This window comes from Sphingobacterium sp. DR205, assembly GCF_011064245.1.
Taxonomy (GTDB): domain Bacteria; phylum Bacteroidota; class Bacteroidia; order Sphingobacteriales; family Sphingobacteriaceae; genus Sphingobacterium; species Sphingobacterium athyrii.
Genome location: NZ_CP049333.1, coordinates 241962 through 267562 on the forward strand (window position 1 = coordinate 241962; position 25601 = coordinate 267562).

23 protein-coding genes are annotated in these 25601 nt (G+C 39.3%); 14 read left to right on the forward strand and 9 right to left on the reverse strand.

Annotated elements, in window-relative coordinates; translation table 11 throughout:
- Window positions 1-3: 3 nt before the first annotated feature.
- Together G6053_RS01065 and G6053_RS01070 are read right to left on the reverse strand one after the other, a co-directional pair.
- The gene (locus G6053_RS01065; RefSeq protein WP_165305277.1) at window positions 4-483 is read right to left on the reverse strand and encodes a hypothetical protein; all 480 of its coding nucleotides are present in this window, start codon (window positions 481-483) and stop codon (window positions 4-6) included.
- 8 nt (window positions 484-491) lie between these two features.
- Complete coding sequence (locus tag G6053_RS01070) at window positions 492-968, reverse strand: hypothetical protein (protein WP_165305278.1); 477 nt, start codon at window positions 966-968, stop codon at window positions 492-494.
- 696 nt (window positions 969-1664) lie between these two features.
- Here G6053_RS01070 and G6053_RS01075 point away from each other — a divergent pair.
- Window positions 1665-2633 (forward strand): hypothetical protein, encoded by a 969-nt coding sequence (locus G6053_RS01075; RefSeq protein WP_241254893.1) that lies wholly within the window; start codon window positions 1665-1667, stop codon window positions 2631-2633.
- Window positions 2634-3058: 425 nt separating this feature from the next.
- Here the strand turns inward: G6053_RS01075 and G6053_RS01080 are convergent, their stop codons facing one another.
- The 5 genes from G6053_RS01080 to G6053_RS01100 form a co-directional block, all read right to left on the reverse strand.
- Complete coding sequence (locus G6053_RS01080) at window positions 3059-3352, reverse strand: hypothetical protein (protein WP_165305279.1); 294 nt, start codon at window positions 3350-3352, stop codon at window positions 3059-3061.
- Between the two features lie 18 nt (window positions 3353-3370).
- Window positions 3371-3853, reverse strand: a complete 483-nt coding sequence (locus tag G6053_RS01085; protein ID WP_165305280.1) for a hypothetical protein — start codon at window positions 3851-3853, stop codon at window positions 3371-3373.
- 344 nt (window positions 3854-4197) lie between these two features.
- Window positions 4198-4806 carry a GNAT family N-acetyltransferase gene (locus tag G6053_RS01090; RefSeq protein ID WP_165305281.1) on the reverse strand — a complete coding sequence of 203 codons (609 nt, stop codon included), beginning with the start codon at window positions 4804-4806 and terminating at the stop codon, window positions 4198-4200.
- An 11-nt stretch (window positions 4807-4817) separates the two neighbouring features.
- Complete coding sequence (locus G6053_RS01095; protein ID WP_165305282.1) at window positions 4818-4973, reverse strand: hypothetical protein; 156 nt, start codon at window positions 4971-4973, stop codon at window positions 4818-4820.
- A gap of 312 nt (window positions 4974-5285) precedes the next feature.
- Window positions 5286-5780 carry a hypothetical protein gene (locus G6053_RS01100; RefSeq protein WP_165305283.1) on the reverse strand — a complete coding sequence of 165 codons (495 nt, stop codon included), beginning with the start codon at window positions 5778-5780 and terminating at the stop codon, window positions 5286-5288.
- 859 nt (window positions 5781-6639) lie between these two features.
- Here G6053_RS01100 and G6053_RS01105 point away from each other — a divergent pair.
- From G6053_RS01105 to G6053_RS01115, 3 genes are read left to right on the forward strand one after another with little or no spacing between them, the layout of a single operon-like run.
- Window positions 6640-7269, forward strand: a complete 630-nt coding sequence (locus tag G6053_RS01105; protein WP_165305284.1) for a thioredoxin-like domain-containing protein — start codon at window positions 6640-6642, stop codon at window positions 7267-7269.
- 1 nt (window position 7270) lies between these two features.
- Window positions 7271-10459: a SusC/RagA family TonB-linked outer membrane protein gene (locus tag G6053_RS01110; protein WP_165305285.1), complete on the forward strand. Its 3189-nt coding sequence runs from the start codon at window positions 7271-7273 to the stop codon at window positions 10457-10459.
- A gap of 42 nt (window positions 10460-10501) precedes the next feature.
- Window positions 10502-11878, forward strand: a complete 1377-nt coding sequence (locus G6053_RS01115) for a RagB/SusD family nutrient uptake outer membrane protein (protein ID WP_165305286.1) — start codon at window positions 10502-10504, stop codon at window positions 11876-11878.
- 45 nt (window positions 11879-11923) lie between these two features.
- On the opposite strand, the gene G6053_RS01120 is transcribed toward G6053_RS01115, so the two are convergent.
- Entirely contained in the window at window positions 11924-12367 is a 444-nt protein-coding gene (locus G6053_RS01120) for a hypothetical protein (RefSeq protein ID WP_108635262.1), read from the reverse strand.
- Window positions 12368-12673: 306 nt separating this feature from the next.
- Here G6053_RS01120 and G6053_RS01125 point away from each other — a divergent pair, with 306 nt between their 5' ends.
- From G6053_RS01125 to G6053_RS01140, 4 genes are all read left to right on the forward strand, one after another.
- A complete protein-coding gene (locus G6053_RS01125; RefSeq protein ID WP_165305287.1) occupies window positions 12674-12982 on the forward strand; it encodes a hypothetical protein in 309 nt (102 codons plus the stop codon).
- 121 nt (window positions 12983-13103) lie between these two features.
- A complete protein-coding gene (locus tag G6053_RS01130) occupies window positions 13104-13724 on the forward strand; it encodes a hypothetical protein (RefSeq protein ID WP_165305288.1) in 621 nt (206 codons plus the stop codon).
- A gap of 474 nt (window positions 13725-14198) precedes the next feature.
- Window positions 14199-14375 (forward strand): hypothetical protein, encoded by a 177-nt coding sequence (locus G6053_RS01135; protein WP_165305289.1) that lies wholly within the window; start codon window positions 14199-14201, stop codon window positions 14373-14375.
- 42 nt (window positions 14376-14417) lie between these two features.
- On the forward strand, window positions 14418-16016 hold the full coding sequence (locus G6053_RS01140; protein ID WP_165305290.1) for a hypothetical protein: 1599 nt from the start codon (window positions 14418-14420) through the stop codon (window positions 16014-16016).
- A gap of 267 nt (window positions 16017-16283) precedes the next feature.
- On the opposite strand, the gene G6053_RS01145 is transcribed toward G6053_RS01140, so the two are convergent.
- The gene (locus G6053_RS01145; RefSeq protein ID WP_206531849.1) at window positions 16284-16598 is read right to left on the reverse strand and encodes a hypothetical protein; all 315 of its coding nucleotides are present in this window, start codon (window positions 16596-16598) and stop codon (window positions 16284-16286) included.
- Between the two features lie 120 nt (window positions 16599-16718).
- Here G6053_RS01145 and G6053_RS01155 point away from each other — a divergent pair, with 120 nt between their 5' ends.
- From G6053_RS01155 to G6053_RS01180, 6 genes are all read left to right on the forward strand, one after another.
- The gene (locus tag G6053_RS01155; protein ID WP_277603197.1) at window positions 16719-17570 is read left to right on the forward strand and encodes an RNA polymerase sigma factor; all 852 of its coding nucleotides are present in this window, start codon (window positions 16719-16721) and stop codon (window positions 17568-17570) included.
- Between the two features lie 46 nt (window positions 17571-17616).
- A complete protein-coding gene (locus G6053_RS01160) occupies window positions 17617-18657 on the forward strand; it encodes a FecR family protein (protein ID WP_165305292.1) in 1041 nt (346 codons plus the stop codon).
- Window positions 18658-18748: 91 nt separating this feature from the next.
- Entirely contained in the window at window positions 18749-22024 is a 3276-nt protein-coding gene (locus tag G6053_RS01165) for a TonB-dependent receptor (protein WP_165305293.1), read from the forward strand.
- 5 nt (window positions 22025-22029) lie between these two features.
- Entirely contained in the window at window positions 22030-23625 is a 1596-nt protein-coding gene (locus G6053_RS01170) for a RagB/SusD family nutrient uptake outer membrane protein (RefSeq protein WP_241254894.1), read from the forward strand.
- 13 nt (window positions 23626-23638) lie between these two features.
- The gene (locus tag G6053_RS01175) at window positions 23639-24511 is read left to right on the forward strand and encodes an endonuclease/exonuclease/phosphatase family protein (protein ID WP_165305294.1); all 873 of its coding nucleotides are present in this window, start codon (window positions 23639-23641) and stop codon (window positions 24509-24511) included.
- 8 nt (window positions 24512-24519) lie between these two features.
- Entirely contained in the window at window positions 24520-25320 is an 801-nt protein-coding gene (locus tag G6053_RS01180; protein WP_165305295.1) for an endonuclease/exonuclease/phosphatase family protein, read from the forward strand.
- Window positions 25321-25601: the final 281 nt, after the last annotated feature.

Here is a 25601-nt window from a genome sequence, read left to right on the forward strand (position 1 = left end):
TTATTATTCCCGCTTTGTCTTTTCAAGGATGCCGACAACTTCACGGGCGATTATCTTTACCCTTTTTTCGAGGGCAGTGATCTCCCCTTCTTTTCTGGAAAGCTGATCTCTCAAAGCTATATTATCAGCACGGAGTTTTTCTGTGTCCGATTGGCTGTTCAGAACTGATTCCATCCCGGATTCAAAGATCTCCAATATCACCTGTTTATTTTTTGTTATGGCATCGATCCGTTCTTTTTCTTTTTCCAATCTGAAGTTTTCCAGCTTCCATCCGATCACCCTCAGGTACGACCTTGCGATAGCGACCGAGCTCCTGAATTCTCCTATTTCCCCTTCAGTATACTCATTTCTTGTTTTCTCCCTAATCCGGTAATCCAAGATACTGATGAGTTGCTTAAGGTTGACATCCAGCTCCAAAAGTCTCTCGGTATCACTTCCCTTGAGGATTTCCTCTTTCAGCAGCAATAACTGTTCTTTTTTCATATTCGGGTTCAGTTTTGGGGCAGACCATTTTTCTTAATGTAATCACTTACCTTCATGTTCAGCTGGTGGCAGTGCATGGAAAGGCTTTTTATCCGCGAATACTGCTCATTGGAAAGCAGTTTCTTGCTGAATTCCCTGAAGAGGATGGCTTCGTTCATGTGCGTTTGAAGTGTCTGTTGCATGTATCGCTTTTCTACCTCAAAGTCATACTTCAGGTTGTCACTTCTGCTCTGAAAATGGTCATCGATCTGTTTTTCCGTCAGCACCTGTATTGCACTTGCCCGATCGATCAAGGAGAAAAGCTGCTTACGTTCGTAATCATCCACGCAGAAATGGGCCAGATGGTGCATCTCGGATCTGATGATGGTCAGTTCCATGTACAGTTCAAATAGCCTTTCGCTCGTTTTTATGGCTTTAAGCCCCTGTTGGGCTTCATTCAAAAAAGATTCAATTTCCTCAATTTGCATAGCTTTCAATTCGTCCATTGGTAAAATGGAAAAAAACGTGATTACCTAAAATAAGAAATTTTTTTATCCGAAACAATAAAAGTACACTTTATTCACCTAGTTGTTACGCTAATGACATAGCCTAGTTGTTAAAATTTTGAATATAGTCAACATGAGTATAAGTCTTAATTAGTCACTAATAGTTGCAGCGGAGGTGAGATTAAAAATTAAGTGAGGTGGCAAGACAATCAGGTATGCCCTGGTTCGATATGTTCGCAATAATTCTTGTATTCCGAAATGGCTTTTTATTTTTTTACGGATTTATAGATAAGAAAACACCCCTGTCATCGGGCGATGGGAAGGGAGTACCTGTTATTAACTTAATTTTACGAAAGTATTTTTAATCGAGATATTCAGTGATGATTTAAAATAAAGCCCCCTGATTTACATCTGAGCTTAGCTATCATTAAGTTTTTCTTTATATAGTTGTTCAAATGCGGTTTTGGACGTTATACCTTGGGATTTTGCAATGGAAAAAACCTCATAAGCATAAAAATCATCTGCTGTTAGCTTTAGTACGTTCGTAAATCTTGTATTTTGAATAATTTTGCTAATTAAATTAGTGTTTCTTATCTTTGTACTATTAGCCAGTTTAATAAATAATGATTGGCCAAAGATCAAGACGGATAGATGATCCTATCTATGATCTGCTGTCATAGGCCAAACTATATAATTATGGATGCAATGCAGCGATTTAAGCCTGCCAAGAAGAGCGATGAGCTTCTGAAGGCTATCTTTGAAGAAAATTTTCCGGACTTTCTGCGGTTTATGTATCCCGATGCCGATGCGATCTTTGATCTACAGCGTGGTCTGACCTTTATGGACAAGGAGCTGTTAGAGATCATTCCTGACCGTGAGCGTAAAAAAGGCAAGCGTATGGCGGATCTTCTGGTCAAGGTATTTTTGCGTGACGGTACTGAAAAATGGATCTTGGTACATACGGAAATAGAAGGCGGGAATGACCATGGATTTTCACATCGGATCTTTCAGTACCATTACCGTCTATTGGACCGTTATCGTGTTCCAGTGGAGACCATAGCTGTTTTTACCGGCGACCGAGGCCAACGGCGGCCCACTACATACAGCTATTCTGTTTTCCGTACTTCGTTAGAATTCCGTTATCTGAGTTATCAGATATTCGATCATAGCGAGCGGGAGCTGCTTGTTATGGATAATATTTTTGCGTATATTGTGTTGGCCTGTCAGAAGTCTTTACAGGAAGATAAGCTTCCTGAGGAAGAGCTAGCGGAGCAGCGCAGTACGATTGCACGTACATTGATAGAGACGAATAAATACAGTAAAGATCGTATAATGAGCTTTTTGGTTTTTTTAAAGAGTTTTCTTTTTATACGGGATAAAGAAATAAATAGTAAATTTGACCAATACATTTATCAAGTGACTGGAGGCACAATTGAAATGGGAGTAATTGAAACAATAAAAAGACAGGAGCGAGAAAAAGGTATCAAGACCGGAATTGAGAAAGGTATTAAGACCGGAATTGAGAAAGGTATCGAACAAGGTGTTGAAAAAGGCAAGCGAGAAGAAGCTATTGCAATTGCATTAGAGTTCAAGAAAATGGGATTACCGATTGCAGATATTGCTAAGGGTACTGGGCTTTCTATAGAAGAAATCGAAAAACTGTAATAACGTAATTCTAGCGTTTAAAAATATTTGTTGTGAGCCATTCTCGGTAGGGAATGGCTTTTTATATTTTTACGGATTCAGGAATAAAAAAACTCCCCTGTCATCGCCCGATGACAGGGGAGCAGCCTTTTTATATTAACTTATTTTTATGAAAAGTATTTTTATTGAAATTCAACAGTTATTTTAAATAAAGCCTCCAGACGTAAGTGAGGAGGCTTAGCTACAAGTTGGTTCTTCTTTAACCGGTATAACTAAGTATCGAATAAATATTATAATAGCAAAAAGCTTTGAATTTGTTTTCTGCTTGATGTTCAATATCAGTTGCTGACTTTACTTGGTAGGTATAATTCCGTTTATTGGACGTTAGATATCGCCGTAAAGGTATTCAAAATGTCAATAAAATGTGCTTTTAAAGACGAGCAAAACTAAATTACGGCCATTAAGTCATCAAGACCGTTTTCTTTAAAAGCTTGCTTGTCAATTTTATTCGGGTAAAATTTTGACAGCAACATTTGAATCAAAGAAAAGCTCTGTTCAGATTGGACCTTGGGAGCGGCAAGGGCGTCAATGAGCTGAGCCATTAATTTTAATTTCTTTGCTTCATATTGTGAAGCCATAAATTCATTACTTTCTACATTTTTGTGCAATAGAATAATGGCATCAATTCTCTTGATTTCATCAACAAGGTCCATCAATTTATATAATTCTATATTTTTCATTCTACCTTCAATTAACGATTACAGAATAATCTCAACAAATCCCTTTGGAACTTTTACTCCATTCCTGTTTCTTTTATTTTTATCAAATTTATCCATCCAATACATCTCGTCTCCAATATAAAGTGGATATTTAGTATGAGTTCGAGGATATACTTTTACGATATAAGCATCTAACCCAAATTTAGCTAAAGAATTTGGATATTTAAAATCCTGCAAAAACTGTTCCTTTTGATCAATAATATCATAATTAATGAAAGTGACCAGATCCAAATCGTTAGGCTCTTTCTTCTTGGTCGCAAATGAACCATTTATCCAGCAAATCAACTCAGCATCATCTATTGTGTCTTTCAGATTTGAAGTGTATCTTAAGAAAGATTCATACAGAGACGCTCGAATTGGGGTGGCGATTTCCTCAACAAAAACCTTGCGAAACAGCTCTAAAGAGCATTTAATGTTGCTGTTGGGCACAAGATTGCCTTTCGTATCAAAATTCAGTGTCATAATAGTAATTTTTTTATTTTACGTCCTCAGCGGCGGGTACTATGTCTTATAATTGGTCTTTGCTGCTGTCATAGAAGTATTCAAAAAATCGTTAATAATAAAGCCTCCAAACGTAAGTAAGGAGGCTTAGCTAGAAGTTGGTTTTCCTTTAACCGGCATACCTAAGTTACGCAATAAATATTTTTATATCAAAAAGTTTTGGATTTGTTTTCTACTTAATATTCAATATCAGCGACTGACTTCGCTTGGGAGGTGTAATCCCGATCATTGGGCGTGGCCCATCGCCCTAACGGTAGTCAAAAAAATCACGAATCTTTACTTGCTTTTTTAGAGAGGGTCAGATTTTAACGAGTTAGAAGAATTAGATCAAAATAAAGCAGTCTAGTATTCAATCTAGCATCCATAGGAATTCCCATAAAATCTTTTTCTTGTTCATCTGAACTGAAAAGTTCTATAAATCCATTTCTTTTGTAATATTTGAGTGGAGCTATGCTGTTGTAAGAATCCACAACAATAAATCGACAACCTGTTTTATTAGCGTGATCAATAAACCAAGATTTAATAAAATCCATCAACTGGTCACCAATGGACTTCTCTTCATTTTCCAAATTTCTAAATTGTACGCTTACTCCTAATCTTCCAATCAAGACTGCCGGATAGCTTTTCATTTGTTTAGGTCTAGGGATGTCAGCGTTCACTTTTTTCTTTCTGGCGTTTGGCAATGAAACCGTCTTTATGCTATCGTTGGATATTGTAAACGCAGCAACTATTTGCTTTTCATCACTATCTAATGTAAAACAGTAGCTTTTGCCTAACAATTGAGAAGAATAGTCTATAACATCACTGGCGAAGAAGTCATTTAGATCACTATTTCCACAGTCAAAGGGAGAAGTATTTTTAAGAGTAGCCTCATCATACACTTTTAACGTGCACTTTTCATATAAGAATGCCAAAATAAAAAAAATTAGATTTTAGCTTTCGCTAAAATTTGGCTTGCGATAGATAACTGTTTGCTAAACTTAATTGTTGATTTTTTTTTAATAGCTGCCTGTGCATTGCTATCGAATTTAATCGCTGCATCTTCTTTTAGAACAGGAATGTTTTTTATTGCAATTGCCATAACTATCTATATTTAATTGTTTTACAATGCAAAAATAAGTAATTTTTTTAAAATTGACAAATTGGGAGCTGTAGTACTCGGCTGGTTTCCGAGAATGATATTTTGTAGCTCATCTTATATTTTTCGTTTATATCTAAAGAAACGAATCAAAATTGATACCGCCACTGATTTGCTATACTCCTAGCTCAGTTACAAGCTGCTTTTTGTTCCTAATTTTCGCTCTTATCTTGATATGAGGTCGGTCCTTTTGTAGTATTATAATAAAGGACCAAGATAAATCAAGGTAGCCTCTGCTCTATATCAGCAAGGAATTTACTCGGAAGTAATAATGTTAATCATTGGGCGTGGGCCATGACCGTAGAAGTAGTCGAAAAGTTGCTTAGGTTTCCATGCAAATGCTTTTGAAAGCCCATAAATTTCATCTGCATATAGCTCTTTTAGTTCTCCTGAGAATAATCGATTGAATCTTTTTGCTATAATTTTAGAACTTTCACTTATTTGATTTTGGCTATTTGTAAATGGATAAATTAAGTCGTGAAATAGGTTTCCATTCTTTTTTAGACTTTCTAATATATATCCTTCATGTTTACTAAAGTAATTATCACAAAATTCATCGATATTCTCTCCCAGAATAATCAAGACCCTATAGAAGATTCTACCATCCAATTTGGGTGAGCTTCCGTTAAGGATATCTAATATCTGCTGAGATTTATTTTTATGTTCTAATTTATTCTTGAACTTTTTATCAATTATCGACAAGATATGTTTAGTGAAAGATTCAAGTTTATTTAATTGATTTTCAGTCATTTTAATTTTATTTGTAAAATAAAAAGTCTCAAATGAGACTTATTTTGTTTTTTATTTTTATATTTGTCTTATAATCAGTTCGCTGATTGTAGTCTCGGCAGAAAAACTAGCAATTTTACAGACGCGAGACCACTGGGAGTTTTATCCCTACTTTTGCCTATATTTGCAATTGTAGGATAGGCTCCTGCTGGATGCTGCGTCGTGGTCTTTGCTAGTACCCTCTGTCAGTTGAAGGCAGGAGCCTATCTTATATATCTCCACTTTCTTCCTTTGAGACTCTTTTAATAACCCAGCTATTAAATTATGAAACAGCTAGAGTCAAGAAAACAATCATTATTACAACGACAGATCGTTGATCATTGTCGCCAATATGCGGTAATCCTGCTCATTATGAACAAACATTGTCCACCAGAATAACAGCTAACAATTTTAAAATCAACAACGCAATACCTACAGTATTAAAATGCGCATTAAGAAAGGCTCAAGAAGCCCCACTTATTGGCATAATGTTGTTGATTTTGCCGACCTGATTTTTCCAAGATCAATGCCCGACAATTGCACGATCCTCGTTTCTTTTATTCTAACACCTTAAAAGTACGAAATTCGCAATTCACATGCAAAGATTCTAGAAAAAATAGATATTTATTTTCTATACAAAAGGTCGGTTTTTCATTTTCCATATGGATGCGGTATCGTCCATATCTATTCACCCGTAATTGTCTAGCACCGCATCTGAGAACCTATTAATAGTTCTATTTATTTACCGGAGTGGCTCAGGCCAGACCCCTGGGATGAAATTGCTGATCCCGATCGGACAGGATAATCTGTGCCTTAGATCACTCCATTAAAACCCAAAAAAATGAGACATTTTTTTAGGGCAGGAGAGGTCTTGCCCAATCAAAAGACAATTAAACTGTATAGTGCCCTACTATCTATCCTATGCTTAGTTTCTATGTTTAGTTTATCGGCTCAGACGCCCCGCAAGGACAGCGGGGCCAATGGGTCAACTGAACGTCCTATCAACATAGGTGATGCTGTGCCTGATGATTTTTGGAAACAAGAATTTACTATTTATAACAATGGACATTTATCTAAATCAACTCTTGCTCCTTTCAGAGGGAAACTTCTGGTATTAGATTTTTGGTCAACAACCTGCTCTCCTTGCTTAATTCACCAAAAGGAAATTGCATTCTTTAAAAATAAGTACGGCAATGAAATCAATGTTGTTATGGTTAACTCCGTGCGTACTAGAGATGATATACAAAAGATTGAAAGACTTAATCATCGATTGAAACATAGTGATTTTGGTTTCAAATCCATACACTCTATTATAGACGATGATTACCTCCATCGCCTATTCCCGTTTAATGGATTCCCCTTTTATGTCTGGATAAATCAGAATGGTAATATACAGACTTATACGATGCGCAACTTATTGGATAGAGGTTATAATGCCCCTTTTGTGGACCCAACACCTAGAACAAAGTAAAATGAAAAAGCATATTTTTCTTTTCTTGCTGTCTTTCTGGGTATCGATAGCGGCAAAAGCACAATTTAAGATAACTGGCAAAATACTGGACCCGAAACATCAGGCTATTGGTGATGCTATTGTAAGGGCTGGAACTGTAGCAGCATCAACAGACCGGGATGGAAAGTTTGAACTTGTTTTGCAAAATAAACATGGGCATATAGCTGTATCGCACATTAATTATCGTCCAAAGAATGTCTTGTATACATTTCCAGATTCACTGATCGTCACTCTTGAACGGAATGAACTTGCCCTAGACGAAGTGGTTGTTTACAGTGACGGCTACCAGTCGCTTCCCAAGGAGCGGGCCACAGGTAGTTTCGAAATGATAGCTAACAAGGTCCTCAATCAGCGCTCTTCCTTAAATATCATAGATAAATTGGAATCGACAGTGCCGGGCCTTCAATTTGATCGACGTAAATCCTCTACTGTTATGAATGTTAGAGGGCTTGGGTCTTTTTCTGACGCATTGCTTAAGCCCTTAATCATATTGGACAATTTTCCATATGAAGGAGAGCTAAGTAATATAAACCCCAATGATATTGAATCTGTAACAGTTTTAAAAGATGCTGCGGCAAGCTCAATATGGGGGGCGAGGGCTGGCAATGGAGTGATTGTCCTAAAATCAAAGCGCAATGCTGAAAGGTCTAAGGGGAAATGGGACGCTGGAGTTAGTTTTATGATCACGAAAAAAGCTGATCTCGATTATTTGCAGCTAATGTCCTCGGCGGACTTTATAGCAGTAGAACAGCAATTATATGAAAATGGATTTTATAAATCGGCTTTAAGCAATAGTAGTGCGTCATATTTGTTTTCGCCGGTGGTCAAGTTGCTTCGAGATATAGATGTGGGTAAGATATCAAAGCCGGAAGCTGATAGACAGTTGGAAAGATATCGAAATATAAATTATAAAGATGATATGAAGCATTACTTCTTTCGGAATGCCGTGTTACAACAGTATAACGCAAGCTACGCTACGCATTCCGATTTGCTTACTTCGCGTTTTAGTGTGGGCTACGATAGAAATCTTGCGAACGCAGTTACAGATAAAAATAACCGGTTTACATTAAAATCCGATTTGATATATCAGCTAGGAAAAAATCTGGAACTGAGTACAGCATTTCAATATGTCAATACAGCCGCTAACCAGACGCCATCGGCATTCAGCTTCCCCATATACCCGGGCGGTAATAGACAAGCACTGTATCCTTATGCCCAATTGGTCGATGAAAACCAAAACGCAGCAGCTATTGCATACGCTTATGACCCAGATTACTTGATTGGTATTTCAGATCCTTTGCTTGACTGGACAATGAAACCGTACAAAGATATCTTTGATTCGCGAACGGATGATAAGATGGACTATTTTAATGGCGGACTCAACCTGATGTATTCATTTTCAAAGAATTTTAAGTTTACTGGGCAATATAATATTGAAAAGCAGATACAGCAACAGCAAACTTTATTTACAGAAGATGCTTACTTTACTCGAAATCTGATTAATCAATTTACAACATCAACTAACGGCCTGCTTACTTATGGCATACCTAAAGGTGCAATAAATACCTTATCCGGTAATCGAATGTTGAGCCATCGTGGTCGTGCTCAGTTAAATTATGAAGTGAACAATAATTTACACCTTTTGACAGTACTTGCGGGAGCCGAATATTCGAAAAGAACAAGTGAGAGCTCGTCAAGCCGAGTATACGGTTATGATGTCAACTTGAAAACTAGCCAGCCCGTGGATTATGTGACGCTATTTCAGACCTATAGAGGATTGGCAGGTAAACAAAGTATACCTTATCTCATGTCAGATCAAATGCGTGAAAATAGATTTGTATCTTTTTTTGCTAATGTAGGCTATACTTTTTTTAATAAGTATACCGTCAGCGCTTCTGCTAGAAGAGATGCATCTAACATGTTTGGCGTAAAAACAAACGACCGATGGAATCCATTGTGGTCGGTCGGAACAGCCTGGTATCTGAGCAAGGAAAAATGGATGCAGCAAATTCCGGAGATCAACCATTTAAAGCTGAGATGGACAATTGGCCATAGTGGAAATATTGGCGGGATAACCGGAAGTGAACCGATCATAACATATACGAAAGCTCCTTCAGGGGCTCAGACCACTTTGCCAAGAGCATTAATAAGTGTCTTGCCAAATCCTTCGCTAAAATGGGAAGATATCCGTATGATAAATTATGGACTTGATTTTGGCTTGTTCAATAATAAAATATCAGGTTCTATAGAGTATTTTAACAAATTGTCATCTGACTTATTGGCGACCGATCTGATAGACCCGACGTCTGGGTTTTCAAGCATGACGAAAAATGTCGGTAAGCTGCTAAATAGAGGATTTGACTTCAAATTGTCCGGACGTATTGGTCATGGTGGATTTTCTTGGATCCCGACGTTATTTTTGTCAAGCAGCAAGAATAAAGTACTTGAATTCTATGGAAATTTAAGTACAGGTACAACCTATACAACAAATACAGGAACATCGATGCGCCCATTGAAAGATAAAAGTCTTTACCCTGTATTTTCTTACGTTTTCGCTGGGTTAGATCCTCTAAATGGCGACCCTCAAGGGATTTACAAAGGACAGGTTTCAAAAGATTATCGCAATATGTTGCGTGATTCTATTCAAAACCTAAGCTATCATGGTACAGCCTTACCTCCTTATTATGGCGCTTTCCGGAATGAATTCAATTGGAAAAATATGTCGGTCTCATTTAATATTAGCTACAAATTTGGTCATTACTTCCAAAAAGAGACTATTCGCTATGCCTCGCTTTATAACAGCTGGATATCACACAAAGATTATGAAAGGAGGTGGGTAAAACCGGGAGATGAACTGACCACGACTGTACCTTCAATGAATTATCCTGCTGATACAAATCGGGATACCTTCTATGCAAATTCGGAAGCCAATATAGAAAAAGGTGATATTGTTAAACTGCAAGATGTTCAGTTTAGCTACGCTCCAGATTGTTCTCGATTTCTTTCGTCGAAAAAATTAAATGTGCGTTTATTTTTTAATGCCAATAATGTCTGTGTATTATGGAGAGCGACGAAATCTGGACTAGACGCTGATTTTCTGGGAATACCAAATGCAAGGAATTTCACTATTGGTCTGAATGTGTCGTATTAAACTAGATTTCAGTTAGTTATTATTAAAAAAAATCATAATCTTATGAAATGTAAAAAAATTAACATTTTAATTTTTGTGTCTATAATGGGTTTGTTTGCAGTCACGTCCTGTGAAAAATATCTGGATGTAAAACCTGATTCCACAATTTCGACTCCGCAGACATTAAAAGATCTCAGGGCTATGCTTGACAATGAAAGTCGGATCAATCAGACTTATCCGGGGCTGCTCGAAGTGGGGACGGATGATTATTATTTGAATTTTGATCAAATTACCTCCCAATATCAGCTTTACCAAGACTTTTACTTCTGGAAGAGGGAATTAATCAATTCGGGTACATCGAGCTGGCAAGCCAGTTTTGGGACTATATTGGTCGCCAATGTCGTATTGGAAAGCTTGGAGAAAATAATATCTTCTGATATTAGCTTGAAAACGGAGCTAAGCGGAGAAGCTCACTTTGTCCGTGGCTTATGTTACTACTATCTCGCTTTGGTTTACTGTCAAACGTATAAACATGGAAAGGAAAATAATCAATTGGGATTGCCTATACGATTAGGATCCGACTCCAATGTGAAGGTGCAAAGGTCATCTTTGGAGAAAACATTTGAGTTTATCATAGCGGAACTAAAATTAGCCAGAGAATTATTACCCGAACAAGTTGCGGTCAAAACACGGCCAAGTAAAGCCGCGGCAAGTGCGGCCTTAGCAAAGGTCTATCTTTATATGCAGGATTATCAAAATGCGGAAAAGATGGCGTTAGAGGTGTATGATAAAAGCAATGTTCTGCTTGATTTCAATAAGTTGGATATACAATCCAATAGACCGTTTCCAGCCTTGCATGACGAAATGATCTACCTGGCTTATTCGGTGGAAAATGCTGAGTTGCTCAATGAAGATGACCTTAATATATCTCCGGAATTATACAATTTATATGAGGAAAATGACCTTAGAAAGGAAGTGTATTTTAAGGATAAAGGCGACGGAGCAAAGGGATTTAAGGGGAATTATGCTAGCAATTTTTCTTCTTACTTTGCAGGGATGGCGATGGATGAGATCTATCTTATATTAGCTGAATGCCATACCAGAAGGGGAAGGAGGTCGGATGGACTAATATTTTTAAAGGAATTGCTTACCAAAAGATATCAAAACGGTGAGTATCAGTTGCCCGATTTTACTACTGATACCCAAGCATTAAAGTATATTTTACAGGAGAGAAGGAAAGAGCTGATTTTTAGAGGTGTCCGTTGGTCAGATTTAAAAAGATTGAATCTGGATAAGGAATTTGAAACAAGACTTAGCCGCGAAGTCGATGATGGTACTCATGTACAGACAATTTATCTGGAACCTAACGATAGCCGTTACGTTTATCCAATTCCTGAAAGTGTAATTGTTTTGGGGGGTATTGAACAAAATACGAGATAGAAACAAGGGAGAGACCGCCGGTTTCTCCCTTGTTTCCTTCAGCTGTTAGTGTTTTCTAAAAGCGGTAACAGTCTCATTTTCTTGAGGTGTTTCTGACGGATCTAATGTCTCAAGGGCATCCTCAATACGTTGCTGTACTGTTTCACTTCCAAAAGCAATATAATTCATGTCTGGTTGTGATGAATTAGATGGATTAGCTGGAGCCTGCAATTCGCAAACAGTTTGGTAGGGCAAGCTACTACAACTTTTTCCAGCTGGTAAACTGGTAGAATATTTACTCGGGTCAGTCGGGTTATCACTCGAAGTGCCTGTAAAATACCAGGTCTGATTGGCGCGCACAATCTTGGTATCTTTTGCCGCCTTTACTTCTTTCTGATTTTTAACCTCTTTTTCACTTTTAATACTTTGCGCATTCGCACTTAACGAAATTCCTAATGTCATCACACCAATGCTCATGGTGCCGATGATTCTTTTTACTAATGTTTTCATTTCTAATGTTTTTAAGTTTGTTATTGTTGCTTATCCTTATTATCCTCCTGGATCGGCCTTGGAGTTGTTCCCTATTGACCGACCGGTACTACCTGAGTCCAATCGATCTGTTATCTTATACCAAAGTTAGCCCAGTAATCTGCCCTGGATGTATGAATTTTAGGTAGATCGATGTATGATTTTATTCATTTCTAGCCATGCAGTATTTATCAGAAGGTCTCTACGACATAGTGATCGTGGATTGCGCCTTGTGAGGGCCCCGACATCTCAGGGATGAATACACAATATAAGGGATGAACGACATATATGATAAGTGCGGATGACATTTATGAAGGTGTGAATGACATTTACGAAGGTGTGAATGACATTTACGAAGGTGTGAATGACACTTACGAAGGTGTGAATGACACTTACGAAGGTGTGAATGACACTTACGAAGGTGTGAATGACATTTACGAAGGTGTGAATGACATTTGCGAAGGTGTGAATGACATTTGCGAAGGTGTGAATGACATTTGCGAAGGTGTGAATGACACTTACGAAGGTGTGAATGACATTTACGAAGGTGTGAATGACATTTGCGAAGGTGTGAATGACATTTACGATGATATGTAAGCCGTTAAAACAATAGAAACAATAAAGTATCGGCGCGTGCCCTTAGACTATTGGTATAAATTGCAGCGAGTTTTAATCAAAAATCGCTAACTTTATTTAACCAGCAATAAATGAGTTAATTATGATAAGGTCCTTCTTTACACTACTTGTCGTTTTTGTTCTCCATACAGCACTTCGGGCGCAAGAGAAATTCGATCCTGTAGCCTGGAAGGCTCCATATGATCTCAGCCTTGATGGTTGGGGAATAGAGCGGTTTCCGATACCGATAGACTTTGCGCCTAAGATTCCTTACAAGGGTGTAGAAGATGTTCGCTTTACGAGTGGATGGAACAAGCCTGAGAGCGATGAGTATTGGTCTTATGCTTTCTTGTGGTATATAGAAGGGCAGCAGGTGCCCAATTCAAAAACAATTGAAGCTAATCTATCTATGTATTTTGACGGCCTCGTGAACCGTAACATAGAAAAGCGTGCCCTTCCAAAGGAGCTGATCAAGAAAACTAAGACTAAATTCAAAAAATTAGCCGAGCCAGAGGGAGAAGATGAATCTACCTTTACCGGTACCATTCAAATGGTGGACTATATGGGCAAACAGCCCATAACTTTACACTCAACAGTACATGTGAGAAAGTGTCCCGGTACAGATCACACCATTATTTTCCATCAGTTTTCGCCACAGGAGAGATCTGCCCCGGTATGGTCAAAGTTGGATGGATTGTGGCATACTTTTCATTGTTCGGAATAATTTCCATAGGCTTTTCAGTTCGGCTATTTCCAGTCTATGGAAATATCTTTAAAATCTACAAAATAAGGCTCTCCTGCCGAATGCGAATAACCGAATTTAAATAATTTGATCATTTTCCAGCAGGGAGTATTCCTTCGAACGTATAGGTGCATTTTATGGGTACATCCGTATTCAGTTGATTGGCAGTTAGATAATTTTCATTGGTTTAAAAAGACTATTATCAGTCGTAACTTATATTAATAGCTTTCTGATTTCTTGTAATTTTTTAAACTGATGTGACTCAATTGTATCGTTACGTCTTTGAAATTTGCCATTAATTATTAACTTTGCATTTAATTGTAAAAATTTAGCCTAGAAAACGTTAACCTAGTCTGTTGTATTCAGAGCAAGATTCTTAACAGGTTTCTAATTCCACGTTTATATAATTTATTTAAGTCGATAAGGAATTATATCGACCAATTTTTAAGTAAAAAAATGAAAAAGACAAACATTAAAGCCAAAGACAGTTCCAAGCAAATGTATGAAGCTCCAAAAATTGAAGTAAGGAAGATAGAATTAGAATATGGCATCGCTAGTGGATCAAATGCTATGCAACAAGGCTGGAAAGATTCACAGACGATAACCGAAGAGGTTGAAAACAACTATTGGTAAGCCATAAAAATACATCCTATTTTAATCTTAAAAGTATCAAAAATGAAAATAACTCTAAATAAAATCTTGGCGTTTTTTATTGCCGGATCAGTTTTAACTTCTGCCTGCAAAAAAGATTCAGAGGAAGTAAATGTGGACTCAGCAAAGGCTCATGTTACTGTCAAAATGACTGGTATGGGATTTTCTGAACCTCAAGGTAATCGCACCTTGCATTCGACGACGAATAAGAATATAGGACGGCTTCCAAAAAACCAATATATTGAGGCTTCCTTTAATGAGAAATATGATATTAGCGGATCACTAATACCTGTAGGTGCCATTTCGCCCTTGAGAGCATCGAAGATTTCGGAAACTGTCTCTAACGGACCTTTGATAGAACCTTTGCCTGTGGGGTCAGAGTATACGATTACTGTATATGAAAAAGGGAATGCATCAAAAGAAATTCTAACAAAATCTTTTAAGCATGGAATTGACGATTCGAACATTTCTTTTGATTTAGAACCGGGAGAATATACTTTTTTAGCGTCTGGTAATAACGGTGCTTCTATAAATGCTTCGGAAAATCCTGCATACAGTTCGTTAAAATTTAATAGCTATCGCTGGAAAAAGGATGTACAGCTATTTGGTGGTCAACAGTTAAACCTTGACATTTTATTGAATTATATCTTTTCTGAAGTTACTGTGACGTTTAATTCTGGCGATATTGGTAATATCGAGAGTATTGGAAGGGGGGAAATTACACCTCATCATAATAATTTTAGCGTTAATAACTTTTCTGGAACAATATCATACGGTTATGTCAACCCTCGTGATGTGTATTTTCCTCGACCCCAACTATCTCGATCATGGACGAGTTATCCCGTTTCTATTTATACAGAATCTACAAATGATGGCGAAGTAAACCTCTTTGATATTACTATCAATGGGATTAATGGTAGTGTTAGTCTGTCAAATCTGACCTTTGAACAAGGAGTTAAGTATAATCTACAATTAGATTTGGGAGAAAAGAAGGAGAAGACTTTTAAAATTGGAGGAGCTGAATTTGCTATGGGAAACCTACAGTATGATGAGTATTCAGATAGTTATTTCTTCGCTCAATCAAATGAACATTATGGTGATTATTTTTTTCCTAACTTTCTAAAACCTAAGAAAGCAAATGATAACCCTCTGCCTGAACCGACTATTAATGGCAATAACGGAGATCCTTGCAAATTAATTAAGCCATTAAATACATGGAGATTGCCAACTGACGAAGAAATAGAGTCATTATTGGTCGAAATTAATAATGATTATAATTCGAATAATGGTAGTCAAAATACCTATTTGGATCATCTTAAGCCGTACGGCATCTTAAGTAATGGATTATTTTTTGGAACTCGCGATGTATCTGGTGGTAATAGAAGAAATTTTCTTTGCTTACCTTTTGCCGGGTATTATGATAATGGAGCGAATAACTATCTAGATCGTAGTGGATGGTACTTAATAAAAAATAAAATAACAGGAGATGCTAATTGGTATTCATTACTAGAAGTAGTTGCGTCCTACGGAGATATAGGCCCTGGAAGGGGGCATATTCAAAGATACGTAAATTTTGAAAATGCAAATAACTTAGCTGTATCAATACGTTGTGTTAAGAACTAACTTTTTCATCAACCATTGCTGGTGAAAGCCCTACTTAATATGGGCTGCATTATCTCATATAACAATAAATGGGGTAAAATGCGAAAGATATTCACTATTGGTAGGATAATATAGATCATTAGCGGATAGCAGTAATGTTATCCGCTTTTTTTGTGAAAATAATTGGATACTTCCGATCAAAGTTAAGGTACCGGCTTGACTTGTATTAATGCAACTGTATTGCTGTCGAAAATTCCTCGCTGTTTAAAAAAAGGGATAATTTTACAGTCATACACAGATTAAACAGATACAAGGTGATGGCATTTTATATACTATACTGATCAAACCCACGCTGAACCATTTTCCTGAAACCGTAGGCTCACTTTCAACAGTGCGCAAACCATTTCCTAAAGAAGAAAAGATAATTACTGCTCCATCAGGATGAATTCCATTATAACTGATCTGGTCATCTCCCTCTTTTAGCCTAACGTCTGCACTGCTTTGTGTAGGTTTTAAAATCGAGAACCCAATATTTGTAATAGACCCCGTGACACTCTTATCCATATCTAGTGTAGTAGTGATCTGGCTGAATAAATGTTTCATCACTACACCAAGTTTATTTTCTCCGGTCTTAACCGCTGAAGAAAGATGGTATTCCCTACAAGGGTTTTATTTTCATCGGTTTGATGAATGTTGATGGTGAACCCTATGTAATTGAATATAATGTGCGTATGGGAGATCCAGAAACAGAATCCGTATTGCCTACCCTTAGCCCAGTTACAAGCTGCTTTTGTTGGCAATTTTCTCTCGTATCTTGATATGACCATAAAGGAGGAATTACGCTGGTATATGCCAAGCGATCATTTTTGTTTTGTTATTGATTTTAAATTTGTTATACTTGCTACCAAGGTGTCTAAACCCCATCTTGATGAAATAGACCTAAGTGATAATATAACCATTATTTCATCTAAGATTAATATTAAAAAGAAGAAATTAGCGGAAAATTTCTACCAATTTTTTATGTCTTGGATTGGATTTATACAAGGTAACCAAAGCTCATTTAAGGAAATCTACGATGCACATATCGATGATCTATACGGCTATGGTAGGCAGTACCATTATGATAAGGATACTGTGCTGGACTGCATTCACGACCTTTTTATCAGTCTATTCAATAATCCCAAAATTGCGAAAGAAGTTAATGTAAAGTATTATCTCTTCGCTGCGCTACGCCGAAAATTGCTCCGGTTAAAAGTGCAGACCGTGGATATCGAAACACTCTCAGAAGACATCAGCTGGACAAATAGCCACGAACTGGACCTGATCAATGATGAGGTCGAAACGAAAGTAGTGCGGGTGATCAAAGAAAAAGTTGATGCATTGCCTAAAAGGCAGCGAGAAGTGCTTTTTTTACGGTATTATCTCAATTTTTCCTACGATGAAATAGCCCGTATGATGGGGGTGAATGTCGAAACCTGTAGGACATTGTCCTTCCGTGCAATCAAGCAATTAAAAGTTGAATTGAAACCTATTGAGCTTTTTACAATCTTTTATATTTTTTTTAATAAATTTTAGTCTATGTTTTCAAAAATTGTGCTCTATATCTGTAAAAGCATAATTTGTGAAAACAAAAAACGAAAAATTTAAGCACATATTCAATATAACACCGGAAGACTCCCTTTCGGATGCGGATAAGGCACAGCTCTTCCAAAGGATCGTACACAGTGCGAATAAGAGACATCGGCAAAGAGTGCTTGTCCGTGTTGGCGCTATTGCTGCTGCGGCCTGCTTGCTGATCTGCTTCAAATTATTTTATCCGATTGATAAAGTCATTCCAACAGAGCTCGATATCGAAAGAATAGCGTCGATAAGCCAGACCTTCAATAGGAATAAAGATAGCCTACAACTAATTTCCGTTGACCCAAGGTCCGAAAAACATGCCATTTCATTTTTGAAAGTGAAGGAGCGTTCCGATATACTTGATTTGCTAAGTCCCAATAATTCCGCAGAGAGCCTTAAATATAACACCGTTTTTGTGCCTTATGGAAAGAGACAGGAATTTACCTTGCCAGACCAGTCCAAAGTCTGGCTTAATGCGGGCTCATACCTTACTTATAGCCGGGATATGCTGGGTAAACCACGTGAAGTCTATCTCAATGGTGAAGGTTATTTCGATGTAGCGCACAACGGGACCTCTTTTATCGTGAAGACAAAACACGCCGCAGTCAAAGTGTTAGGAACCACGTTTAATGTCTCTTCTTATGAGGAAGATAAAAAAATGGCGATCGAATTGATTACTGGAAAGGTGGAACTCAGCAGCCCGCATTTTAAAAATATAACCATGGCTCCGGGACAGTTTATCGCTTATGATCTGCAGCAGCATAAAATGCTCGTCGATAACAAAGCGGATGGAAATGAAATTTTATGGACTAAAAAACAACTTGTACTCGATCGTCTGTCGACAAAGGATCTGATCAAAAAATTAGAAAGAATCTATAATGTAACAATTCATGCTGACCGATCTGTATTGGAAAACACGACCGTCTATTCGGGAAGGATCAATCTCGATGTAAGCATCCTGACCTCATTAAGCAACATCTATGAATTAAAAGACTATACAATAACACGAGTAGAAAAGGAGGTTTGGATTAAAAACAATTGATTATTTAACCACAAAATTGGATAAAGAGGAATTGCCGTCCCCTTTATCCGTTAAAATTAAACGTTTCAAAAAATTTAATTTCATCAAAATTATGAAAAAAAAACAGGTGGGACAAAATCTCTCCTCTGGACAACTATTGTCACCTAAAATTAGGTATAATATGAAGATAGGATCCCTTGCCATTACAGGAGTTTTACTCTCCGTAAGTGCACTTGCGTTTCCCCAGCGAATAACGCTCAAAATGAAAAATGTACCGTTGAAACATTTTTTGCAATCCGTTCAAAAACAGACAGATATTGCGCTGTTGTATCCGGATAATTTATTGGCCGACAAACGGGTAAATGTCGATCTTAATAAAGAGGAACTGGTACCGGCCTTAAGGCAGGTGCTCCGGAGATTTAACTTAAATATTTCACAGGGAGTCGGGCAGATAACCGTAATACCCGGACAGGGAATGGGCGCTGCGAATACGGTCAGATCTGCAGCTGTGCAGGAAAAAGTCACTGTCAAAGGGCGTATTTTTAATACCCAGGAGCCTCCCAGTCCCTTGGCTGGTGTGACGGTGTTTGAAAAAGGGGGGACAGCCACGACTGTATCAGACAATGAAGGCTATTATTCCCTGGAGATCGCTAAAGGAAGCCGCTTGTCATTTACTGCCGTGGGTTATCTCCCCAAAGAGATCCTGGTCAATAAGACTGAAGCCAACCTTACCGTATCACTCAAAGAAAACGTCTCGGATCTGGATGAAGTCGTGGTCGTGGGGATGACCGAAATGCAGAAAAAACATATTGCGAGCTCCGTGGCTTCCTTGGATATCAAATCCAATATCGAAGGAAAACCAATTACCAACCTTTCACAATCGTTGCAAGGTGGCGTAACTGGACTTACGGTACAGCAAGGTTCGGGCTTGCCCGGTGGAGACGCGGCCAGCATCAAAATTCGCGGTATATCCACATTGAATAACTCGGACCCTTTGGTACTGGTTGATGGGGTACCCATGGATATGAATCATATTGATCCTGTAACGGTCGAAAGTGTCACCATATTAAAAGACGCAGCAGCGGCAGCAATATATGGGGCAAGGGCAGCGAATGGCGTTATACTGGTCACGACCAAACGCGGTAAAGCAGGGCAGATCAACGTCCTATATGATGGTTATTATGGTCAGCAATCTCCGACAATCCTTCCCAAATTTGTCGATGCGCCAACTTATATGCGGATGTATAACTATGCGCAGGTAGCTTCTGGTGGACAAATACTCTATACAGATGAACAGATCAGCAAGACCGAATCGGGTGAAGACCCCATTAATTATCCCAATACCAACTGGACGGATATTGTCATTGATGATCACAGCCCCCTGACCTCTCATTCCCTGGCAGTCAGTGGGGGTAATGATGTCGCCCGTTTTGCGGTGACAGGCAATTATATGTATCAGAAAGGGATGTTGCCCCTCAATAAGATGGATCGTTTTAATATCCGGGCAAATACCTCCGTATCTCTTTCTAAACGTTTTTTGATTAATCTGGATGTTTTAGGGATCAGACGGAATACCTTGTATCCCAATCGAACAATAGACAATGGCGGAAGCAGGATACTGGACGACCTTTACCGGCTACCTCCAACGGTACTGCCCAAATACCCGCAGGAGGAAGGGTGGCCCGCGATATACGGCCGTTATGCCGATATCGTCAACCCACTGGCCTATGAAGAGGTCGGCGGTACCATTGGTTATCAATATGACCAGGCAACAATCAATCTACAGCCAAAATGGTCTATCACCGACAATTTAAATTTACGGGGACAGTTTAGTTATCGGCTCAACAGTGATGTGTATAAACAGAATAGAGATAATTTCTATTTCTTTGACTATTACACCAAACAGCTGGTACAGACCTGGGCCGTCCAGCGCAACGCCTATTCGGAAACCCGAAATACCTATTACTACCTGAGCGGTGCGCTTGACTACAACAAGACCTTCAAAAAACACAATATCTTTGCAATGGGTGGTTTTTCTGTGGAAAAATTTAATGAAGGCTATTGGAAAGAATCGTCGTTGGTATCCAGCTATGCGAAAGCAAATTACGCTTATGACAACCGCTACCTTGCTGAATTATCCTTTCGGGCAGATGGATCATCCAAATTTGGCCCCGGAAAGAAATACGGATTTTTCCCATCCATCGCATTGGGATGGAACCTACATAATGAAAGCTTTTTAAAGGTGGATGCCATCAGCAACCTGAAGTTGAGAGCTTCTTATGGACAACTCGGAAATGAGAATATTGGGCTCTATCTCTATCAAAATCTGATCAATGCGACCAACGGGCTTGAATCAGTATGGGGAAATCCAAACATAACCTGGGAAAAAGTCAATATCCTCGATCTGGGTTTGGATATGTCGATTTTTAAGAATAAGCTCTCCTTAACCTTTGATTACTACGACAAAAGAACGAAGGATGTGCTGCTCAAACCGACTGTCGCGCCTTCAGGCGCTATTGGTTCTGCTCCTTTAAATGCGGGTAAGGTAAACAATAAAGGTATGGAACTGTCGCTGAATTATAACGATAAGATCGGTGATGATTTTAGCTTTTCTATCAGACCGGGTATTTCTTATAATAAAAATAAAATTACAGAACTTTTGGGTGGTCCATACTATTCTGGCATCTCCACCAATGAGGTCGGTTATGCGATTAAAAGCCATTATGGCTATGTGACCGATGGTATTCTGCAGTATGATGATTTTGCCGCGGACAAGAAAACAGCCTTGGTTCCGGCGCTTGCAGGTGAAGGCCCGGGAGATATCAAATATGTAGACTTGAATGGTGACGGAATAATTGACGAAAGTGATCAAAAAGTGATCGGAGACCCTACGCCACGGATCAATTATTTTAGCAACGTGAGTTTCAGTTATAAAAACTTTGATTTTGAGTTCTTGTTACAGGGGGCTGGCAACCACGATTACTCGGCCAATCTAGGGGGCAAATCTGCTGGCTACTTATGGCACCCGCTCAATTTAAGCGCATCGGGCGGTATCCCCACAACTTATCGGGCAGCCAACACGTGGCGCGAAAATAATCAGGATGCCATCTATCCACGCCTGTTGGCCAATCCGGCAAACAATATCCTGCGTAGTGATTTTTGGTTGTTCAATGCTAAATACCTCCGTGTCAAATTCATTCAGGCTGGCTACAGGTTTAACTCCGCCTACCTCAATAAGTACGGGATAAAAAATGCACGCCTATATGTCAATACACAAAATCCATTTCTCTTCACAAAGTTAAAAATGGCGGATCCGGAGTCACAGGGCGGATCATGGACCTATGGCATGATGCGCATATTTTCTGTTGGATTAACGGCTAATTTTTAAGAAAAATGAATACGATAAAAATTAAAATAAAATTTCTTGGCCTACTAGTCATGGGCCTGTTAAATAGTTCATGTGAAAAATTTCTCACTGTTGACAGCCCGGATGGCGTGTCGGATGGGCAGTGGTGGAATACCGAGACAGATGGATATAATGCCCTGGCAACTGTTTATGCCGGTATACCGGACGGAAGCTCGGGGCGAAACATCATGTACTACGCCGGACTTACGGATGAAGCGGTGCAGCGTGGCGACTTCAAAGGCGAATACGATGGCTTTACACGCGGATTGGCTTCTAGCCGCTGGGGAGTCTCCAGTAGCCTATGGGCGGACGATTATACTTGCATCCGTAGAGCCAATAGATTCTTGGAAAATATAGGTGCTGCCTATATCGATGCTGAACTGAAAGAAAGGATGAAGCAGGAGGCCAGGGCACTGCGGGCCTATTATCATATGGAACTGATGCTCGTTTTCGGCGATATCCCTTTATTGACAAAATCATTGATGCCAACGGAGAATCAATCGTTTCGTACACCCCAAAAAGAGGTTTATGATTTTGTAGTAGCCGAATTGAAGGACTGCGCTACCAAGTTGCCGGCAACATATGTAAATGCTGATCGCTGGCGCATGAGCAGTGGGGTCTGTCTATCTCTGTTATCCCGCTTAGGCTTGTATTATAAAGATTATGAGCTGGCCAAGACAAGCGCCAAACAGGTGATTGACTCTAAAGTGTATAACCTCTGGCTGAGTACGACAAATAAAAATGACAGTTATGCCGAACTCTTCAGCTACGCGGGTGAATTAAATGACGAGCGTATATTCTTTAAAGAAAATGGCTGCTCCAATGCTTGGACTTCGTTTGCGCCGTTTGGTATTGGAGGCGAAACCTATCTCTCGCCAACCAATACCGTCGTCAATAATTTTGAAACCAAACAGGGTAAAACCATTCAGGAGCTCGGCCGAGATTCCATACTGATCTATCAGCAAAACCCGAATTATAAAAATAATAGGGATCCGAGACTCTCGGCGTCTGTGTTTGTGCCCAATGATAGGTTCCAGAACCAATACACGCTAGACCCATTTTATAATCCGACAGATAAAATAGGGGAGACAAAATCCACAGCAACGGGCTATTGGATAAAAAAATACATCGATGCCAGAGATCGGCAGGCTAAAAGCGGAAGCCTTGATTTTATGATTATACGCTATGCGGAAATATTGCTCAACTATGCGGAAGCAATGATAGAAACCGGGCAATGGAATAATGCCGAAACGCTTGCTGCGATCAACGAAGTGCGCGCAAGGGCAGCCATGCCGGCCGTGAATAGTGGCTTGTATGGCACACAGACCAAAATGCGCGAACTGATCCGCCGGGAGCGTCAGGCAGAACTCGCTTTCGAAGGAGGACGTTATTTTGATATCCGCCGATGGGGTATCGACGAAGCTGTCATGAATGGCGAAGTCTTTGGGGCCACCAACCCCAAAACGGGCGAAGTGGTAAGGGTACAGAGCCGTACCTACAAAAGAAATAGGGAAGGGCTATGGCCTATTCCAGAGGCAGAAATCATTGCTAATCCCAATATGGTACAAAATCCAAATTATTAAAAAGCCTGTTATCATGAAGAAAATAAAGATAATCTTGTTTGGCCTGCTTTTCTTGCAGGCTGGTATGCTACTACAGGGCTGCCGCAAGTCCTACAGCCCCGGTGACTGGAATCTGCTACCGGAAAAAGAACCCGAAAAACCGCAGGAACCGGATGATACGCCTACAAAAAGTTTTAAGGTGATGTCCCTAAATATGAATGTAGGAAGCACCGTAGCCAACTTTGACGCCATGGTGGACCTGATAAAAGAATATGATCCTGACCTCCTGTTTTTGAGACAGGTGGATAGTGCGACTACGAGGGCTGGGAAAGTAGACCGTCCAGGGGCCATCGCCAAAGCATTGAAGATGGATGCTTACTTTAAGAAAAATATAGATTACCAGACCGGGGGATTCGGAAATGCGGTTTTATCCAAATTTCCGATCAAAGAAAAGTATAGCCAATTGTTGAGCCGGGAAGAAGGGAATACGGCCGAACTTCGCAGTATGGCGATGATCAAAGTCGAAGTGCAGGCTGGACATGAACTGTATTTTGCAGGAACTGAGCTTGATCCTTCGGTAGCCGCCAACCGGGCTCTTCAGGTCGTGGATCTGCTGAATATAACGGAAAAATTGACTCAGCCAGTGATTCTTGTGGGAAATTTAAACGAACAGGAATCTGCCAACGGTCCAGTATTATCTTATCTCAAGGGCAGCTTTACCTTTGCCTGTCTAGGCACGGGATGTCCCTATAATGCACCAAAGGACAATCCGACCGGTGTATTTGATTATATCACATTTAAAACTCCTGAGGACAAATTGCAGCTGAGTAAATATGGAACTTTCTCCAAATCGTCCAATAACTTTTTGCCAATGACTGCCGAATTCAAATTAAAACTTCCAAAATAGATCATAAAATGAAAAAAATTATTCTTGGAGCCTTGGCTCTATTAAACTTATTTAGCTGTAGTGGGGATGAGAAAATTGAACTTATTGCACCCGAAAAGAAAAAGCTGGTCACCATGACGTATAACATACATCATGGAGCGCCTGAAAATTCGGATGTAGTCAGCCTGGCGAACATTGCTGCAGTCATAAAAAATAGCGGGGCCGAACTTATTGCGCTTCAGGAGGTGGATGTCAATGTGCCACGCTCGGGCAAAGTTAATCAGGCCGCGGAACTGGCAAAGCTCTTGGGAATGGAATACCACTTCTCTAAGTCCATTGATTACAATGGTGGTGAATACGGGGTAGCAATACTTAGTAAATATCCCCTATCTAATAAAAGGAGGGAGCTGCTGCCTATGCCTACGGCCGGAGAACAACGGAGTATCGCGCTTGCTACGGTTACCTTACCCAATGGTCAAAATATTGAATTTGCATCTACTCACTTTGATCTCAATGTGCCGAATCGGACTGCGCAAGCTGCGTATCTTAATCAGATGAGCGCCACCTTGAATAAAGAACTGTTTGTAGGAGGAGACTATAACGCCATACCATCAAGTAGTGAAATGCTCAAGCTTAAAGAGGGATTTACCTTGTCATGCATGAGTAGCTGTCCGCTTTCGTTTCCGGTAAATACACCAACTAAGGCGATAGATTTTGTGATATTTAATCCAAAGGCCGCAAACAGCTATACGCTCGTATCGTCTGTTGCATTGCTAGGTCAATATGCTTCGGATCACCTTCCCGTGTCCGTTGTTTTCCAATATGAATAAGCAGAAAAAGGGCTGATCATATCTTGTGAAAATCAGTTACGTAGAATTTTGTTTTTGCGTAACTGATTTTTTTGTTTCCAATGATCGGAGCAAGAATGATGGAACCATTTAAAAGTTTCAAGCTTTGTATAACTGCTCACTTATATAGGCTCTGCGGGATCTGGAATTATCCGTATCGATGACGACAAATTAACAATCGGTTATACGAAAGACTGCAAAGCCTGGACTGCAAACTGTGAACGATAGGTAATAATAATTATATATTTTTTGGCGGGTCATTT

Excerpts from the sequence above, each read along its gene's own strand:
- G6053_RS01155 (WP_277603197.1), top strand. The coding sequence starts at position 16,719 with ATGTGCGTATGGGAGATCCAGAAACAGAATCCGTATTGCCTACCCTTA.
- G6053_RS01125 (WP_165305287.1), top strand. The coding sequence starts at position 12,674 with ATGATAAGTGCGGATGACATTTATGAAGGTGTGAATGACATTTACGAA.
- G6053_RS01130 (WP_165305288.1), top strand. The coding sequence starts at position 13,104 with ATGATAAGGTCCTTCTTTACACTACTTGTCGTTTTTGTTCTCCATACA.
- G6053_RS01110 (WP_165305285.1), top strand. The coding sequence starts at position 7,271 with ATGAAAAAGCATATTTTTCTTTTCTTGCTGTCTTTCTGGGTATCGATA.
- G6053_RS01140 (WP_165305290.1), top strand. The coding sequence starts at position 14,418 with ATGAAAATAACTCTAAATAAAATCTTGGCGTTTTTTATTGCCGGATCA.
- G6053_RS01165 (WP_165305293.1), top strand. The coding sequence starts at position 18,749 with ATGAAAAAAAAACAGGTGGGACAAAATCTCTCCTCTGGACAACTATTG.
- G6053_RS01170 (WP_241254894.1), top strand. The coding sequence starts at position 22,030 with ATGAATACGATAAAAATTAAAATAAAATTTCTTGGCCTACTAGTCATG.
- G6053_RS01095 (WP_165305282.1), bottom strand. The coding sequence starts at position 4,973 with ATGGCAATTGCAATAAAAAACATTCCTGTTCTAAAAGAAGATGCAGCG.
- G6053_RS01070 (WP_165305278.1), bottom strand. The coding sequence starts at position 968 with ATGGACGAATTGAAAGCTATGCAAATTGAGGAAATTGAATCTTTTTTG.
- G6053_RS01120 (WP_108635262.1), bottom strand. The coding sequence starts at position 12,367 with ATGAAAACATTAGTAAAAAGAATCATCGGCACCATGAGCATTGGTGTG.
- G6053_RS01100 (WP_165305283.1), bottom strand. The coding sequence starts at position 5,780 with ATGACTGAAAATCAATTAAATAAACTTGAATCTTTCACTAAACATATC.
- G6053_RS01175 (WP_165305294.1), top strand. The coding sequence starts at position 23,639 with ATGAAGAAAATAAAGATAATCTTGTTTGGCCTGCTTTTCTTGCAGGCT.
- G6053_RS01065 (WP_165305277.1), bottom strand. The coding sequence starts at position 483 with ATGAAAAAAGAACAGTTATTGCTGCTGAAAGAGGAAATCCTCAAGGGA.
- G6053_RS01145 (WP_206531849.1), bottom strand. The coding sequence starts at position 16,598 with ATGAAACATTTATTCAGCCAGATCACTACTACACTAGATATGGATAAG.
- G6053_RS01105 (WP_165305284.1), top strand. The coding sequence starts at position 6,640 with ATGAGACATTTTTTTAGGGCAGGAGAGGTCTTGCCCAATCAAAAGACA.
- G6053_RS01080 (WP_165305279.1), bottom strand. The coding sequence starts at position 3,352 with ATGAAAAATATAGAATTATATAAATTGATGGACCTTGTTGATGAAATC.
- G6053_RS01180 (WP_165305295.1), top strand. The coding sequence starts at position 24,520 with ATGAAAAAAATTATTCTTGGAGCCTTGGCTCTATTAAACTTATTTAGC.
- G6053_RS01115 (WP_165305286.1), top strand. The coding sequence starts at position 10,502 with ATGAAATGTAAAAAAATTAACATTTTAATTTTTGTGTCTATAATGGGT.
- G6053_RS01085 (WP_165305280.1), bottom strand. The coding sequence starts at position 3,853 with ATGACACTGAATTTTGATACGAAAGGCAATCTTGTGCCCAACAGCAAC.
- G6053_RS01135 (WP_165305289.1), top strand. The coding sequence starts at position 14,199 with ATGAAAAAGACAAACATTAAAGCCAAAGACAGTTCCAAGCAAATGTAT.
- G6053_RS01075 (WP_241254893.1), top strand. The coding sequence starts at position 1,665 with ATGGATGCAATGCAGCGATTTAAGCCTGCCAAGAAGAGCGATGAGCTT.